Annotated in this window: 14 protein-coding genes; all 14 read right to left on the bottom strand. The window is 45.4% G+C overall.

The window, feature by feature from the left end:
• Nucleotides 1-373: 373 nt before the first annotated feature.
• The gene (gene dnaI / locus QOZ98_RS16730; RefSeq protein WP_308788455.1) at nucleotides 374-1309 is read right to left on the bottom strand and encodes a primosomal protein DnaI; all 936 of its coding nucleotides are present in this window, start codon (nucleotides 1307-1309) and stop codon (nucleotides 374-376) included.
• Nucleotides 1310-2680, bottom strand: a complete 1371-nt coding sequence (locus QOZ98_RS16725; RefSeq protein WP_308788454.1) for a replication initiation and membrane attachment family protein — start codon at nucleotides 2678-2680, stop codon at nucleotides 1310-1312.
• Between the two features lie 11 nt (nucleotides 2681-2691).
• On the bottom strand, nucleotides 2692-3168 hold the full coding sequence (gene nrdR, locus QOZ98_RS16720) for a transcriptional regulator NrdR (protein ID WP_006831136.1): 477 nt from the start codon (nucleotides 3166-3168) through the stop codon (nucleotides 2692-2694).
• Nucleotides 3169-3282: 114 nt separating this feature from the next.
• Entirely contained in the window at nucleotides 3283-3666 is a 384-nt protein-coding gene (gene speD, locus QOZ98_RS16715; protein ID WP_308788453.1) for an adenosylmethionine decarboxylase, read from the bottom strand.
• Nucleotides 3667-3983: 317 nt separating this feature from the next.
• Entirely contained in the window at nucleotides 3984-5003 is a 1020-nt protein-coding gene (locus tag QOZ98_RS16710) for a glyceraldehyde-3-phosphate dehydrogenase (RefSeq protein ID WP_308788452.1), read from the bottom strand.
• Nucleotides 5004-5105: 102 nt separating this feature from the next.
• Nucleotides 5106-5711 (bottom strand): dephospho-CoA kinase, encoded by a 606-nt coding sequence (coaE, locus tag QOZ98_RS16705; RefSeq protein ID WP_308788451.1) that lies wholly within the window; start codon nucleotides 5709-5711, stop codon nucleotides 5106-5108.
• Nucleotides 5712-5720: 9 nt separating this feature from the next.
• A complete protein-coding gene (gene mutM / locus QOZ98_RS16700) occupies nucleotides 5721-6590 on the bottom strand; it encodes a bifunctional DNA-formamidopyrimidine glycosylase/DNA-(apurinic or apyrimidinic site) lyase (RefSeq protein ID WP_308788450.1) in 870 nt (289 codons plus the stop codon).
• A 15-nt stretch (nucleotides 6591-6605) separates the two neighbouring features.
• A complete protein-coding gene (polA, locus tag QOZ98_RS16695) occupies nucleotides 6606-9242 on the bottom strand; it encodes a DNA polymerase I (RefSeq protein ID WP_308788449.1) in 2637 nt (878 codons plus the stop codon).
• 66 nt (nucleotides 9243-9308) lie between these two features.
• Nucleotides 9309-10280: a protease modulator HflC gene (hflC, locus tag QOZ98_RS16690; RefSeq protein WP_308788448.1), complete on the bottom strand. Its 972-nt coding sequence runs from the start codon at nucleotides 10278-10280 to the stop codon at nucleotides 9309-9311.
• Nucleotides 10280-11257, bottom strand: coding sequence for an FtsH protease activity modulator HflK (hflK, locus tag QOZ98_RS16685; RefSeq protein ID WP_308788447.1), 978 nt, complete (start codon nucleotides 11255-11257; stop codon nucleotides 10280-10282). Before hflK ends, hflC begins: the two co-directional genes overlap by 1 nt.
• A gap of 170 nt (nucleotides 11258-11427) precedes the next feature.
• On the bottom strand, nucleotides 11428-12645 hold the full coding sequence (locus QOZ98_RS16680; RefSeq protein ID WP_308788446.1) for a carboxylate--amine ligase: 1218 nt from the start codon (nucleotides 12643-12645) through the stop codon (nucleotides 11428-11430).
• A gap of 14 nt (nucleotides 12646-12659) precedes the next feature.
• Entirely contained in the window at nucleotides 12660-14057 is a 1398-nt protein-coding gene (gene pnpS / locus QOZ98_RS16675) for a two-component system histidine kinase PnpS (RefSeq protein ID WP_308788445.1), read from the bottom strand.
• Nucleotides 14054-14761: a response regulator transcription factor gene (locus tag QOZ98_RS16670; RefSeq protein ID WP_142827643.1), complete on the bottom strand. Its 708-nt coding sequence runs from the start codon at nucleotides 14759-14761 to the stop codon at nucleotides 14054-14056. The genes pnpS and QOZ98_RS16670 overlap by 4 nt, the downstream gene beginning before the upstream one ends.
• 72 nt (nucleotides 14762-14833) lie before the next feature.
• The gene (locus QOZ98_RS16665; protein WP_308788478.1) at nucleotides 14834-15283 is read right to left on the bottom strand and encodes a MaoC/PaaZ C-terminal domain-containing protein; all 450 of its coding nucleotides are present in this window, start codon (nucleotides 15281-15283) and stop codon (nucleotides 14834-14836) included.
• Nucleotides 15284-15423: the final 140 nt, after the last annotated feature.

Here is a 15423-nt window from a genome sequence, read left to right as displayed (position 1 = left end):
ATCTGATGAAAATGCCCGTGCCACAGGGTCTGGCCTGGCATTTCCTTTTTTAAACACAAAAAAGCCCCATCCCAAAGGGACGAAGCTTTAGCTCGCGGTTCCACCCTTCTTCTATCCAAAACGGACTATCCGTTTTAAACGAAGCTCTGCATCGGCTAACGGGCCGGTTCCGTCAGCTGCTACTAAGGAGACTGTTCACAGCTGCTGCTCGAAGGCGGTAAGCGGGATTGCCGGTACTTAAGAAGCTTGCAGCCAGGGCTTCTCTCTCTGAAAGTCGTACAAATCCGCTCATGTCCTTGTCAAGGCATGTAAAATCTTGGTTCGATTGTTTTTACTATAAACCGAAATACTGGATAATGCAATAGACTTGCGGTTAATTTCGGCGGTTGCGACCGTCAAGTTTGACCGGTTTGGTCAGAGCCCGAATCCGTTCCATGATGCGTGCAGCTTTCAAATCTTCTTTCTCGCCGCGCTGCGAGTAGGTTAGGTGATACTCCAGCTCGGAATAGCTGAAATTTGACGACATAAATGTCGGCAACTTCTCAGACATCCGGTAATGGAGAATTGTACCCAGCACTTCGTCACGCGTCCAACTCGACATTGCTTCAGCCCCAATGTCGTCAAGCATCAGCACATCCGCCTTTTTGACGTAATCGACTTTTTCCTGCAGCGTCTGGTCACCGATTGCCTGCTTCATTTCCCGCATAAATTCCGGGACGAACACCAGCACTGATTTGACATTGATCTCAGCCAGTTCATTGGCGACAGCACTCAGCAAATAAGACTTGCCGATACCGAATTGTCCATATAGATACAAACCTTTTTCCGGCAAGTTATCGGGTCCGGTTGCTTGATCCAGAAATTCACCGACTGCGCGGAACGCTTCCATGCGGCTGTCATCCAGGTCAAATCCGTCGATTGTCGCTTGCATGACTTCTTTTGGCATATACATGCTGTGAATTAATGAAGATGCATGGCGTTTGTTGTCACTCGCTTCTTTCAGGCGGCATTTCGTATAGGAAATGCCAATGGTTCCGCGCTCTAACACCAAATTGGGCTCAAAGCCTTTCAGGTGGTTGATGCAAGCACCAAAGCTCGGGCATTTATTGCAGTCATGGGATTGATCGATATATTCGTACAGTTTCCCAAGGCCTCTATCGATGGTAGGTGCGTTAATTTCATCAGCATGATTTCCCAGGAATTTTTGGACTCCTGGATGTTCCAGCACTTCTTTGCGCATCTCACTGTACCGCTCAGAAAAAGCAGGCGCATTGACCACACGTTTTAAGGTTTCGCGTATCGGTTCCATTTAACCACCTTTTCCTTTCTTCAGCGCAAGTTTTGCGAGAAGTTTTTGCTTTTCCACTTCCAGGCTTTCGTTTCTCGGTTCTGCTTTGGCGGCGGGTGCATCATTTTTTTTATGGAACCATTCCGGCAGCTTTTCTTCACGCACCGGTTTGCGGTTTCCGTTGCTTGTAAACGGTTTAGCCACAGTCGTAGGTGATCCTTCCGACTTCCATTTCATATATTGCGTGTGCTCAACACGCGCCAGCTCCATCGCTTCTTTAGCGGTTGTTACATTTTTCCGCAGCCAATGCGAAGCAATTTTTTCCACATAAGCTTTGGTCAGTTTCATATCGGTGCGCAGCAGGACATAATGAAGCAGGACATTGACGACTGCCGGCTTCATGCCATGGGTGACAACCAGCTGGTTGGCCAGCTGCACATCCGCCGGCAACGGCTCGTTGCCGTTGGCGATATCCCGCAGCACTTGGATCGGCGGCGCCGTCTCCAAATAAATCAGCAATTCATCCTGTTTCGTTTTTGGCACATCTTCTGTCGCTTTTGGCTCTTCTTTTTGGACTTGCACAAGCTGCGGCGCCGTTGTTGAAACCGTCAGTTTGTAATATTCGGATGCCGATTTTTTCAGGCCTTCTACCGTTAAATTATAATCGTCTTCGATTGCCAATAAGATCACTTTTTGCATTTCCAATGGTCCCCAACTATATAAATAGGCCAGTTTGGAAATAAAGTCCCTGATGGTGGCCGTCAGCACGCGTTTCGGTACCAGCTGCTCAGAAAGTCCTTGGCGCAGCATAGCAAAATCGAATTCTGCATCGGCTTCATAGGCGCCTTGCTTCCGTTCCTGCAAGTCCTGCTTCGCCGATGGATAGCCGGCTTTCGCGTGGACCGGCTGAAAAATATCCGTGAAAGTCCGTGACACTTCTTTAAAATCGTCCGGAACTTCAGAGTGGATCAGAAAACGGTCACGAACCCTGCGATAGGAGGGCTCCCCAATTTTGCTGAACAGGAACATCGACAACAACGGATCCATAAAAAAGGTTTTGGGATCCAATGGAGGACATAGTTCATAAATAAAGCAGCGGTTGCCATCGTCTTTCCGATAGGTTTTCAACAGCCCGATCGCTTCCAGTTGAATCCTTGCTTCAAAAATCTTCGAAATGGGGTTTCCCAATGTGTTCATTAAAGTGTAATGGGTCGCCTCATCACCGGAAGCTTCTCCTTCAGCCCAAAGCGTCAAATAAAACGCGGTGGCTTCAGCGCCAATCATCGGCTGATACAGCAGCGTCAGAAGCTGCCGGTCGTAGTTCGAAAATGGATAAGGCAGACGGATTCGATAAGGGTCGCCAGGCTGCAATTCTTTATAATATGCAGTCATAAGTCACCGCCTTAGTCGATTTTCTTGTCTTCCGGACTTTTGTTCAGCAAATCCTTCAGTTCGTCGATAAAAACGGTAATGTCTTTAAACTGGCGATAGACAGATGCAAAGCGGACATAGGCCACTTCATCAATTGCTGCCAGCCGGTTCATGACCAACTCACCGACTTCTTCGGATTTCACTTCCGGGTTGCCCGCCCGGCGAAGGTCTTTTTCGATCGTAAAGACCACTTCTTCCAATGCTTCAAGAGAAACCGGCCGCTTCTCACAGGCGCGAATTAATCCGCGCAAAACTTTTTCACGGCTGAACTCTTCACGTGAGCCATCTTTTTTGACGACGATCAGCGGCATCTCTTCCACTTTTTCAAAAGTGGTAAAGCGATATCCGCACGATTCACATTCTCTGCGCCTTCTGATTGATTTCATTTCATCTATCGGCCGCGAATCGACAACACGTGTGCCGTTATGTTGGCAAGCTGGACATTTCATTTTGACATCTCCCTAACTTCTCTATCTAGTGTATCTAGTATAACAAAAAACCATCGGGAAAATAGAAAAAGCAGAGGAATTTATCCTCTGCTTTCGTGTTTTTTGTTAAATGGATTATGCTGTTACTGAAACTTTGGATTTTCCAACACTGACTGGACCCATACCGCGCGGAATTTCGACAAGCTCGCTTGAGGTTGACCCTAGCGCTTCTGCGATATACTTTGCTGCTACTGTTGGATCTAAGTCGCCGCAAGTGTAAACATCTACACTGGCGTAGCCGTGTTCCGGGAAACTGTGGATAGTTAAGTGAGATTCAGAAATGATCACAACTCCGCTGACACCTTGTGGCGCGAATTTATGAAAAGCTACCTCTCTTACTTCAGCTCCGGATTTGAGTGCTGCATCAACAAAAGTTTGTTCGATAAAATCCATATCGTTTAATTTGTCAAAATCACACTGCCAAAGTTCTGCAATTACGTGACGTCCCATTGTTTCCATGGTTCGTTTTCCCCCTTTGATATCATTTTGTTTTTTGCGCAAAATATTCAAAGTTGACTACCACGGGGGAAAGTTAGTCCAAAGAGGTCCTAACCCTTTAAGCAGTCATGTGAATAAAAAATCTTACGCTCCTAATTCCGAAATGCACGATGGAAATTCAGAAGTGGTAGCTGTTTTTCAACTACGATTCATAGTATAAAACGTATTTATTGTAAATGCAATAATAATATCTTATTAATCCTGATTTTTTTTCAGTAAATTTTCCATAAAAAAAAACCGCTTCTCCATTTTGAACTGGAGAAACGGGGTGAATAGCCTTATTTAGATACCAGCACCAAAGCATTTGCGACTTTTTTTGTCAGATCAATGACGCGCGCTGAATATCCCCATTCGTTGTCATACCATGCCAGAACTTTTACTTTGCGTTTGCCAATCACCATGGTCGATAACCCATCAACTATGGCAGAATTTGGGTTGCTGTTGAAATCAACAGACACCAGCGGCTCCATTGTCAGGCTTAAAATACCTTCCATGCCATTTTCCGATGCTTCTTCAAAAGCCTGGTTGACTTCCGCAATCGTCACATCCGATTCCAAATCCACCACCAGGTCAACCAGCGATACATTTGGTGTCGGTACCCGCAATGCCATGCCATGCAATTTTCCCTGAAGTTCTGGAATCACCAATGATAGCGCTTTCGCAGCGCCCGTGGAAGTTGGAATGATCGATTGGGCACATGCACGTGCTCGGCGAAGGTCTTTATGCGGATTATCCAAGTTTTGCTGGTCATTCGTGTAGGAATGGATTGTTGTCATCAAGCCGTTTTCAATGCCGAATTTGTCATGCAGCACTTTTACGACCGGCGCCAGGCAATTTGTTGTGCAGCTGGCGTTGGAGATGATGTCATGCTTTTCGATATTTAGCTTGTCTTCGTTGACGCCCATAACAATTGTGATATCTTCTTTTTTGCCAGGTGCTGTCAAAATCACTTTTTTAGCTCCCGCTTCCAAATGCAAAGCCGCTTTATCGCGGGAATTGAATTTTCCAGTTGCTTCAATGACAATGTCAATGCCCAGTTCTTTCCATGGCAGATTCAATGGATCACGTTCACTAACCAATTGAATTCGTTTCCCGTTAACAATTAATGCATCTTCTTCTGAAGATACGTCACCTGCGAAGGTGCCGTGATTTGTGTCATACTTAATCAAATGCGCAAGGGTTTCAGCTGGATAAGTGGCATTGACTGCCGTAATTGTGACGTCATCCATCAGTATCGCCTGTCTGAAAACCATACGGCCAATACGGCCAAATCCGTTAATTGCAATAGAAACTGTCATGTAGGAGTCCTCCGTTTATAATTAAGTTATACTTATCTTTTTAATTTCTTATATAGTATAACACAATTAACAATTTAGAGAACCTTAAAACCAGGATATCTTTTATTCTTTTTCGATGCTCGCCTGCCAGGTGTCCAAAATTCGGTTTAACTGTTTTTTTGTTTCATCCAGTGTGCCGTTGTTGTAGATCACAGCGTCTGCCCCATCTTCTTTTACCGACATCGGCAATTGGGAACCGATGCGTGCCCGTGCCTCCTGTTCAGTAAAGCCATTGCGCTCTACTAATCGGTCGAATTGATTTTCTTCGGTCACACTGACGACCAGAATTTTGTCCACCAAATGCTGCAGGCGGCTCTCGAATAACAGCGGAATATCCATGATGATCGTTTTGAATCCCTGCGCTATAAATTCCTCGCGCTGCCGCAGCATTTCCTTTCGGATGGCGGGATGTATGATATCGTTGAGGATTTTGCGGCTTGCCGGATCATTAAAGATGATCGATCCGACCTTGGCGCGGTCCATTGTCCCATCTTCTTGGATCACTTCTGGCCCGAACGCCTGCACAATTTGCGACAGGGTATCGGAACCGGGTTCTACAACAAGCCGCGCCACAAGATCAGCATCAACGATTGGATAGCCTAAATTTTTCAACATTCCGGATACTGTACTTTTTCCACTGGCAATACTGCCTGTCAGTCCAATGATCATCGTCCATCCTCATTTCTGGCAAGTCGGGCAATATACCGATGCCCGCCCGCCGATTTTCAAGGTTTTTGTTGCGGTGCCGCAAATTACGCAATGCTTTTTCCCATACATGCCAAAACGGTTTTGCATGCTGCCCGATTCGCCATTGATATTGCGGTAATCGGATATTGTGCTGCCGCCTGCTTCGATGCTTTCCAGCAAAATCGCGACGACCGTTTCGAATAATTCCACTTTGCGTTTTTTGCTGATGCGCCCGGCTGACCGCTTTGGATGGATTTTCATTTTAAAAAGCGCTTCTGTTGCATAAATATTGCCGCAGCCGGAAATAATCTGCCCATCCATGATCACTTCCTTGATTGCCTTGTTCTTGTATTTTGGACTTTCTGCCATTACCAAAAAATGATCAAGCGCCACTGCTTCGAAAGGCTCTGGCGCCATCAGCAGCAAAGGCGGAAAATCCCCTTCCTCACGCAATATCCGCATTTCCCCAAAACGCCGAATATCGGAAAATGCCAGTAGGTTGCCGTCGCTTAAGGTCAACACGACATGGACATGGCGCCGGAATTTATCCTCGGGAATAGACTGGAGCTGGTCAACATAAAACCAGGCTCCAGACATCCCTAAATGATTGACCAGCAAAAACTCTTTCTCATTTCGTAATGTAAAGTAAATATATTTGCTGCGCCGTTCGACGCGGATGATTTGTGCACCGACCAAACTTTCGATAAACCGGTCGGCTTCCATCCGCTTGATGATCGCTTCCTTGCCATTTGTTTTCGACACGCGGATGGTATCTGAAACCGCTACTGCCTCAATTTTTTTCCCAATGGACACGGGGCGGATCTGCCGAACGACACCTTCCACTTCTGGAAGTTCAGGCATATCGGTGCCCTCCTGTCATTTAGTATCGTACCAGGTGTCGCCATGTGCGATGTCCACTTTTAATGGAACGCTCAGCTTCACTGCATTCTCCATCACCTCGGGCACCAACTTCATCAATTTATCCAATTCATCGGGCGGTGCCTCGAAAATCAATTCATCGTGCACTTGCAGCAGCATGCGCGTCTGCATGTCCTCGCGCTCAAGGGCTGCATCCATATCAATCATCGCTTTTTTGATGATGTCTGCTGCGCTGCCCTGAATCGGCGTATTCATCGCTGTACGCTCTGCAAAGCTGCGCAAGTTAAAGTTGGAGCTGGTGATGTCCGGCAAATAGCGCCGGCGATTCATCAAAGTCGTAACAAAGCCATCGCGTTTGGCATCCGCCACGATGGTGGTCATATAGGTTTTAACGCCCGGGAAGCTGGCAAAATAACGATCGATAAATGCAGCTGCCTCTTTGCGGGTAATATTCAAGTTTTGCGACAAACCGTAATCGCTGATGCCATAGACAATTCCAAAGTTAACGGCTTTTGCAGCGCGCCGCATATCTCCAGTCACTTCTTCTGCAGGGACGTGGAACACATCACTCGCTGTTGTCGTATGGATATCACGGTCGTCTTTAAAGGCCTGGACGAGGCGCTCGTCTTCCGACATATCCGCCAGGACGCGCAACTCGATCTGGGAATAATCGGCCGCAACCATCACCCAGCCAGGTTCTGATGGGACAAAGGCTTTACGGATTTTACGGCCTTCTTCGAGGCGCACCGGGATGTTCTGCAAGTTCGGGTTTGTCGAACTAAGCCGGCCGGTCGTTGTTAGGGCCTGCTGGAAACGGGTATGAACTTTTCCATCCTTGTGGATTTCCTTCAATAAGCCTTCTATATAAGTGGACAACAGTTTGCCTAACTGGCGGTACAACAGGATATGCGAAATGATTTCATGCTGCCCTTCCAATTTTTCCAGAACATCGGCTGCTGTGGAATAGCCCGTTTTAGTTTTCTTTAAAGGCGGCAATCCCAGGTTTTCAAACAATACTACCCCCAATTGCTTGGGCGAATTGATATTGAATTCCTGTCCCGCCAGGCTGTATATATCCGTCTCGATTTTTTCGAGTTTATGGGACAATTCCTTGCCCATTTCCGATAATTGGTTGCGGTCGACCATCACGCCGAGCGATTCCATCTGTCCAAGCACTGTCGCTAACGGAAGCTCCAGTTTATCGTACAAATCAAACTGTTCGTTTTCTTCGAGTTTTTCCATGACCAATGGGCGCACTTTCCAAATGGTCCGCGCTTTTCTGGCAATGTGCTCGTGGAGAATAACATCTTCCGGCACTTTCTTTTTCGCACCTTTGCCATAAATCTGCTCGTTTGTCGACACATCTGTATAGCCGTATTCCTGGACGATGCTCGCCATATCCGTGTAGGTCAATGATGGATTAACGATATATGCCCCCAGCATCAAGTCGAAGTCTACACCTTTTAGTTCAATGCCGCAGCGCAGGAAAGCTGCTGTCGCTGCTTTGGAATCTGCCATAAACTTTTTCTTCGACGGATCTTTAAACCACGCACGGAATGCCTCTGAATGCTCAACAACATCCATGGGAATCACATAGGTTTCTGTCTCAGTCGCCAAAGAAACCCCAAGCAAATCGCAGCTATGATAATGTTCATCGTACAATTCCAAATGGACTGCCATCTCATCTTTCAGTATAGATGGATCAATGCTTGTCACCACTTCGAACGTCAATTCTTCTTTGACGGTTTCTTCTGCCGTGTACTCCATCTTCTCTAATAGCGATTTAAACGCCAATTCGTTCCACACTTTCACTAATTCGTCCTGGTCTGGTCCGTCATAGCTCAATTCTTCAATTTTGATTTCAATTGGCGCATTGCGTTCGATTGTAGCCAGCTGTTTGGAGATATAGGCAAGGTCTTCATTGGCAACCAGCTTTTCTTTCATCTTGCCTTTTTGCTGCCCAATGGCCGCGTAAACCCCTTCAACTGAACCGTGTGCTGCCAATAGTTTCAGCGCTGTTTTTTCACCTACGCCGGGAACACCCGGAATATTGTCGGAGGCATCGCCCATCAGGCCTTTCATATCGATAATCTGGTCGGGAGTCAGTCCGTATTTCTCTTTAATGTGCTCGACTGTGTATTTTTCAATATCGGTAATGCCTTTGCGCGTGATATATACAGTTGTCGAAGGCGAAGCCAATTGCGTCAAATCTTTATCTCCTGAAATGACCACGACTTCGTCGCCTTCCCGCTCGGCTTCCAGGCTCAACGTCCCGATAATATCATCCGCTTCGTAATTTTCCAATTCGTAGCGTTTGATCCGATACGCATCGATCAGTTTTTTCAAATAAGGAAATTGTTCCGACAGTTCAGGCGGCGTTTTCTGTCGTCCGCCTTTATATTCACTGAATGTTTTGTGGCGGAACGTGGTTTTCCCCGCATCGAAAGCCACAATCATGTGCGTAGGTTTTTCTTCTTCCAATATTCTTTGAAGCATCATGGTAAATCCGTATACAGCATTCGTGTGGATGCCGTTTTCATTGGTCAGCAGCGGCAAGGCAAAAAACGCCCGATACGCCAAACTGTTCCCATCTAATAAAAGTATTTTCTTTGCCACAAAATTACCCCTCTCCATAAAAAAAGCCGTCATTCCCTTTATTTTACCACGCAGGCAAATAGAAGAGAAATGACGGCCGCAGCCTTATTCGAAATTACCGGACAGGATATCCGCATATGGTGAATCAGACGGCAAAATAATGACCGTATCATCCCCAATTGTTTTCTTATAGGATTCCAAAGAACGGTAAAGTTCGTAAAATTCCGGGTCTTTCGAGAAGGATGCGTTGTAGATAATCGCAGCTTCCGATTCACCTTCGGCCTGGATCAATGCAGCTTCTTTCCGGGCAGTCGCAATAACTTCCTGTGCTTCACGGTCAGCCTGTGCTTCGATTTCGCGTTTTTTGGCATCTCCCTGCGACAGATAGTCCTGAGCTGTAGAATCACGCTCGGAAATCATTCGTGTATAGACGGATTGCTCATTTTCTTCCGGCAAGTCGGTCCGCTTCATCCGAACATCCATCACCTGGATGCCGTATTGGTCTTTCTCCAGCAACTCATTCACTTTTGCCGTGACCGTATCGTTCAAACTGCCTCGCGAGGAATTTTCATCATTGATGATTTCGTCATAATCTAACTGCCCAAGCTCTGTCCGAACGACGGAATAGATGAACTCTTCCATCCGCGACTCTGCATTGACAATTGTCCCGGCATTGGAAATGAGATCAAGCGGGTTTACAACATGCCAGACGGCGTAATTGTCGATAATGATGCGCTTTTTGTCTTTTGTGTTGATTTCGGCTTCTGATACATCGTAAGTCATTTGGTAGTTGGGCAAGGTTGTCACGCTTTGAACGAACGGAATTTTCATTTTGATGCCGGGTTCCTCCTGGATTTTCACCACTTCACCAAATTGACGGACTACGCGGTATTCATTTTCCTTGACCACGTAAACACTCGTCAAGACGATAAGCAGCAAGACAAAGGCGACAACCAGTCCGACGATCAGTTTCCAGTATTTCTTGAAGTCGATGGGATCTTTCGGCTCTTTTTTCTTTTTCGGCTTTTCGTATGGATTGTATTTCTTCACTTCTTCTAAGGGTTTATTCGGTTCCATCAGTTGCCGCCCCCTTCTTCATCTGTCGCTTCCTCTTCTACCGCTGGAGGAACGGCTGTCTGCATGCCGTCAAGCGGTAAATATTTCATGGTGCCGCCTTCGTCGTTCATGATGTACAATTTGGCGTTCGGTAGAACCGATTCTAGTGTTTCCATAATAATTCGCTGCTTGGTGACTTCTGGATTGGTTTCATATTCCACGTAAAGCTTGTCAAAAAGTGCGACATCTCCTGTCGCCTGTTGGACACGGGATACTTTCTCGCCCTCGGCACGTGAATTGATGGCTGCTTTCTCACCTAGCGCTTCATTGCGCTTCTGGTTTTCGTATTTTCTGGCTTCGTTGATTTTGGTATTCATCGTTTCCCGGGCATCGGTTACATTCGTGAATGCCGCCCGCACTTCTTCGTTTGGCAATTCCACATCCTGCAGTTTGACAGCCAGGACCGTAATGCCGATATCGTATTTATCAATCAGCGAAGCAAGCAAATCGCGCGTTTCAGCTTCAATTTCCGCTTTTCCGGAAGTCAGCGCATCATCGATCAACGAACTGCCAATGATGGAGCGGATAGATGCTGATGTGGCGTCGTGCAAAATATCCTGCGGGGCTTCTGCATTGAACAGGTATTTTTTAGGATCTGTGATTTTCCATTGGACCACCAGATCGGTGAGGACGATATTTTCATCTCCAGTAATCATTTTGGTTTCCTTATCAAAGGCTACGATCTCGCCTTCTTCATTCTGGTTATAACCGAATTGCAGGCTATAGGTTTCTTTAGAAAGGATTTCCGCTCTTTGTATTGGCCACGGCATCTTAAAATGCAAACCGGCTTCTGTAACGGTTTCATTGGCTACACCGAATGTGACAATGACTGCCTGTTCCGATTCGTCTACTGTATACCAGGAAGTGAAAACTGCAATGAGCAGAAGAATCCCGGCAATAGACAAACCAATCACTGCCAATAATTTTTTAGTCGTCATGATACGTCCCCCTTTTCCTTATTATCCATAATACGGAATAATAGTGAAATAGTTTCATAAAAAAAGAAAAAGAGCCCGGGGAAGGGACTCTTTTTCAAATCATGCGGTTGAAGGGGGTTCTATTAAACCTTAACATCCGAGTATGAAGCTGGTGTTAAGCTTCTGTAAATTTACCATTGATTGTTTTTATATTTTTTATAATAGTTCACCTGACGTGCCAAGAGATAAACTTTGCGCTTGAGGTGCTTGTCCTGTTTATAGAACAGCGGATTGCCGTATTGGCCTTTTTTAATCAAACGCTTGATGTCTTTGAGCACTGCTTTGTTGTTGACAAAATTTCGCAGGACCGCTTTCGGTACGACTGTAAACAAAAAGTCTTCATTTAAATAGGTCACAGGTTTATCGGTCTGGTAAATGAGATCGTCAACAAAATACTCTGCCATATTGTGCCCAAGCGCCGTGACATAATAGCTCGAACGGCCTTGGCGAATGTTCACTTCAAACACTTTAAACTTATTATCGCGTGCATCGTATTTTAAATCGAAGTTCGCAAATCCGTTATAGCCGACAGCTTCCAGGAAATTTTGCAGCTTGACCATCATATCTTTGTCGAAACGTGTGATCAAAGCCGTATAATTGCCTATCGCTGTTACCGTATGCTCCTGCAGGACCACTTGAGCAAAAGTCACCAGCTGCGTTTTTCCTTTTGAATTCGCATAAATAACCGAATCCCACATAAAGGTATCGTCTCCCGGAATATAATCCTGGATGATCAATTCGTCGCGGTAGCCGCCCCCTTTGATTTGCTGGATTACTGTGTGCATCTCTTTCGGGCTTTCGACTTTGTAGACTTTTTGCTGCCCTTCAAACTTGTTTCTGGTGTATTCAATGCCGTTGCTTGGCTTGATGATAACCGGGAACATCATCTCTTCTTCAAAAGGTGCTGCTGAATTGCAGTCATAGAAGAAGGTGGTCGGTGTTTCGATGCCGTGCACTTTGCACAACTCGTAGAAATTTGATTTGACCTGCAGCTGATTCATTAGATCTTCATTGATGTAATTAAAGACGTAATGTTCACGCAGAATCTTAGCATTTTCAATAATGAGGCGAACATAAAGATCATTTGTACCGATCAGCAAGAGGGTTTTTCCAGGAGCTCTGTATTTACGGGCAATATCAATCAAAATATCAGCAAATTGGGCATCTTCAGCAAGACCGGAACGCAGTTCAATGGTTTCGGTGATTGTGCTCAGTGAAGTAAATGATAAATTTTCTTTACCGACTAAAATCGGCTTGATGCCATATGCTTCGTGAAAAGAGATGGCCATGTTGTATGCGTTCATATCTGTACCGATTATAATTGGCAAAAATGGGTGTTTGGTTTCCATACTTTCCTCCTAAATTAACTAGCTAAAGGCAAATAAATGGTGAATGTGGTTCCGACGCCTACTGCGCTGTCGACTTCCACTTTTCCATGATGAGCCTCGATTAAGTGTTTGACAATCGAAAGTCCAAGGCCAGTGCCGCCTGAATTTCTGCTGCGGGCCCGATCGACACGGTAAAAACGTTCAAATAACCGGCCGATTTCTGAGCTTTCAATTCCGATTCCCTGATCTTCCACTTGAATGACAGCTTGATTATCCTTAACAAAAAGCCGGATGGTGATTTCTGTGTTGTTTCCTGAATATGTAACTGCATTGATCAGCAGATTCATGATTACTTGTATTAGGCGATTCGCATCCCCATAAACTGTCACAGGTTTAATTTCGAGTTTCAGCCCGATCGATTTCTCATTGATTTTTGGCTGAATCATTTCCACAGCCCGCTTTATGACAGCTTTCATTTCAGTTGGCTGCGCTTTTACTTCAAATCCGCTTTGTTCTACATTCGATAAATCGAGCAGATCGTTAATGAGCATTTCCAGTCGATTGCTTTCCGTATGGACAATTTCCAAAAATGATAGCAGCGTATCTGTATCTTTGTACGCGCCATCAAGCAGCGTTTCCGAAAAACCTTTAATAGAAGTTACCGGCGTCCGAAGTTCGTGGGACACGTTGGCTACAAAATCTTTGCGTATTTGCTCCAGCCTTTTCAGTTCCGTGATGTCATGAAAAACAATGACGATTCCAAGCCAACGCTGATGCTCTCCTATAACAGGCGCTCCGTAGACATTCAGGTTTTTCAAATTCAATCCTGACATAAATTCAATTTGCGCACGCGAATGCGTTTCAGTCATAAAGACATTTTCGATAAAATCTTCCAGTTCATAGGGTACGTGGATTTCTTTATAGAATTTACCCAGGGTATTTTCTGTAGACAGCTCAAATTCTTCCAAAAACGGTTTATTGACCAGTGAAACAGCCCCTTGCCTGTCAATCATGATCAATGCGCTGCCCATATTTTCAATCAGGGTTTTCAACCGTTCCTGCTCCATCACCCGAACTGCTGTAATTTCCTGCAGGTTGCGGGCCAACACATTGATGGTCCGGCTCAACTCAACACTGGCTTGAGCATTGGATTCCGATGCACGCGCCCGGTAATTCCCTTTGACCAATTCCATCGCCGTCTCCGTAGCATTTTCGATCGGTTTGATGTTCACTTCTATGATCCGGCTGCCGACAATCGCTGAGAATAGAAGAGCAAGGAAAAATGCAAAAAACAATACCAGCCAAATCTCTGTTTTATTTTCAGCATTCGCATAGATCGGCAGGAGTTGATGCACGACAATGAACAAACCTGCCAGCATCATACCGATCCACACCAGCAGGGTGATCAGCAGGCGATGCCGAAAGGACTTCATAAGCTTTTCGGCTCCTCGAATTTATAGCCCAGTCCCCGAATGGTTTTTATGAACGTCGGCTTTCGGCTATTTTCTTCTATCTTATCGCGTAAATGGCTGATGTGGACATCGACAATGCGCGTGTCCCCTGCGAAATCGTATTTCCACACGGCGCTCAGCAGCTGATCCCGGGTCAATACCCGATTTTTATTTTCCATTAAATACACCAGCAATTCAAATTCTTTCGGTGTAAACTCCAGCTGCTCTTTGTTAAGGAAAACTTCAAATCGATCAGGATAAACATCCAACTTGCCGAGAGAAATTGGTGCAGACGAATCCTGCTGAGGAGTAGGAACATTATTCGCTCTTCTCAACACAGCTTTGATGCGTGCGACAACTTCCCGCGGGCTGAATGGTTTGGTCATGTAATCATCCGCACCCAGTTCCAATCCCAATACCTTATCAAATTCATCGCCTTTAGCTGTTAACATGATGATGGGTGTATTAACTTTTTGCTGGCGCAGTGATTTGCAGACTTCTACCCCGTCCATCGACGGCAGCATGAGATCCAGGACAATCAATGATGGATTTTCACTCAAAGCCAAGTCATAACCCTGCTTTCCATCATTGGCAATAATAGTCTCAAAACCTGCTTGAACAAGATTATAGGACAGTAAGGTTGCAATTGAATGTTCATCTTCGATAATCAATATTTTCTTCAGCATTTTACATCCTCCACACTCAGTTTGAAACCCCCATCTCAAACCGCATTAAAAAACATTAATTGCGCGAGCCGTTCAATTTTCTAGAATCCGCAGTGGGTTAGCAGTAATCTGTCCTTGTAGCGCGATTTCACCATTTTCATCAATTCCCTCAACTTTGACGATTATTTCATTGTGCCGGATATCCACTTCGATAACCTCCAACAAAAAATCGATTGTGGCATAATGATGGACAGGCTTTAAAAATTTCAGTTGCTGGCCGTTGATATAAGAGCCGGGACCCGGTATATGCTTGGATACCGCCGAGGTAAGAATTCCCGTCAACATGATAGTTGGCACCACAGGCTTTTCAAAAACCGTCTGCGAAGCAAAATCGTGTTGAATATACAGCGGATTGCTGTCATTTGTCAAACCCAGATAGAGAAGAAGATCTTTGTCTTCAATTTTTTCCGTCAGCTTCAGTTTCTCGCCGATTTTGATTTCTTCCACTGTCCGGCCTAATTTCCGCTTTTTCCCAAGCAACAAACAACATCCCTCCATTTTCTTGATACTCCTATAGTATCAATTTAGCCAATGAAAGTGCAAGCGCCTAAGGTAGCAGTAAAACAGTACGGAACTGCGATATTAAAAAAACGAACAGGGACAATTCCCTGTTCGCCCCTATT

The sequence above is a fragment of the Planomicrobium stackebrandtii genome (assembly GCF_030814955.1).
Lineage (GTDB): Bacteria > Bacillota > Bacilli > Bacillales_A > Planococcaceae > Planococcus > Planococcus stackebrandtii.
Note: the sequence above shows the minus strand (reverse complement) of the source record. Positions and strands in the feature narration are given on the sequence as shown.

What these genes read in the sequence shown, in the direction of transcription:
- dnaI (WP_308788455.1), bottom strand. Translation starts at nt 1,309, where the DNA reads ATGGAACCGATACGCGAAACCTTAAAACGTGTGGTCAATGCGCCTGCT.
- QOZ98_RS16725 (WP_308788454.1), bottom strand. Translation starts at nt 2,680, where the DNA reads ATGACTGCATATTATAAAGAATTGCAGCCTGGCGACCCTTATCGAATC.
- nrdR (WP_006831136.1), bottom strand. Translation starts at nt 3,168, where the DNA reads ATGAAATGTCCAGCTTGCCAACATAACGGCACACGTGTTGTCGATTCG.
- speD (WP_308788453.1), bottom strand. Translation starts at nt 3,666, where the DNA reads ATGGAAACAATGGGACGTCACGTAATTGCAGAACTTTGGCAGTGTGAT.
- QOZ98_RS16710 (WP_308788452.1), bottom strand. Translation starts at nt 5,003, where the DNA reads ATGACAGTTTCTATTGCAATTAACGGATTTGGCCGTATTGGCCGTATG.
- coaE (WP_308788451.1), bottom strand. Translation starts at nt 5,711, where the DNA reads ATGATCATTGGACTGACAGGCAGTATTGCCAGTGGAAAAAGTACAGTA.
- mutM (WP_308788450.1), bottom strand. Translation starts at nt 6,590, where the DNA reads ATGCCTGAACTTCCAGAAGTGGAAGGTGTCGTTCGGCAGATCCGCCCC.
- polA (WP_308788449.1), bottom strand. Translation starts at nt 9,242, where the DNA reads ATGGAGAGGGGTAATTTTGTGGCAAAGAAAATACTTTTATTAGATGGG.
- hflC (WP_308788448.1), bottom strand. Translation starts at nt 10,280, where the DNA reads ATGGAACCGAATAAACCCTTAGAAGAAGTGAAGAAATACAATCCATAC.
- hflK (WP_308788447.1), bottom strand. Translation starts at nt 11,257, where the DNA reads ATGACGACTAAAAAATTATTGGCAGTGATTGGTTTGTCTATTGCCGGG.
- QOZ98_RS16680 (WP_308788446.1), bottom strand. Translation starts at nt 12,645, where the DNA reads ATGGAAACCAAACACCCATTTTTGCCAATTATAATCGGTACAGATATG.
- pnpS (WP_308788445.1), bottom strand. Translation starts at nt 14,057, where the DNA reads ATGAAGTCCTTTCGGCATCGCCTGCTGATCACCCTGCTGGTGTGGATC.
- QOZ98_RS16670 (WP_142827643.1), bottom strand. Translation starts at nt 14,761, where the DNA reads ATGCTGAAGAAAATATTGATTATCGAAGATGAACATTCAATTGCAACC.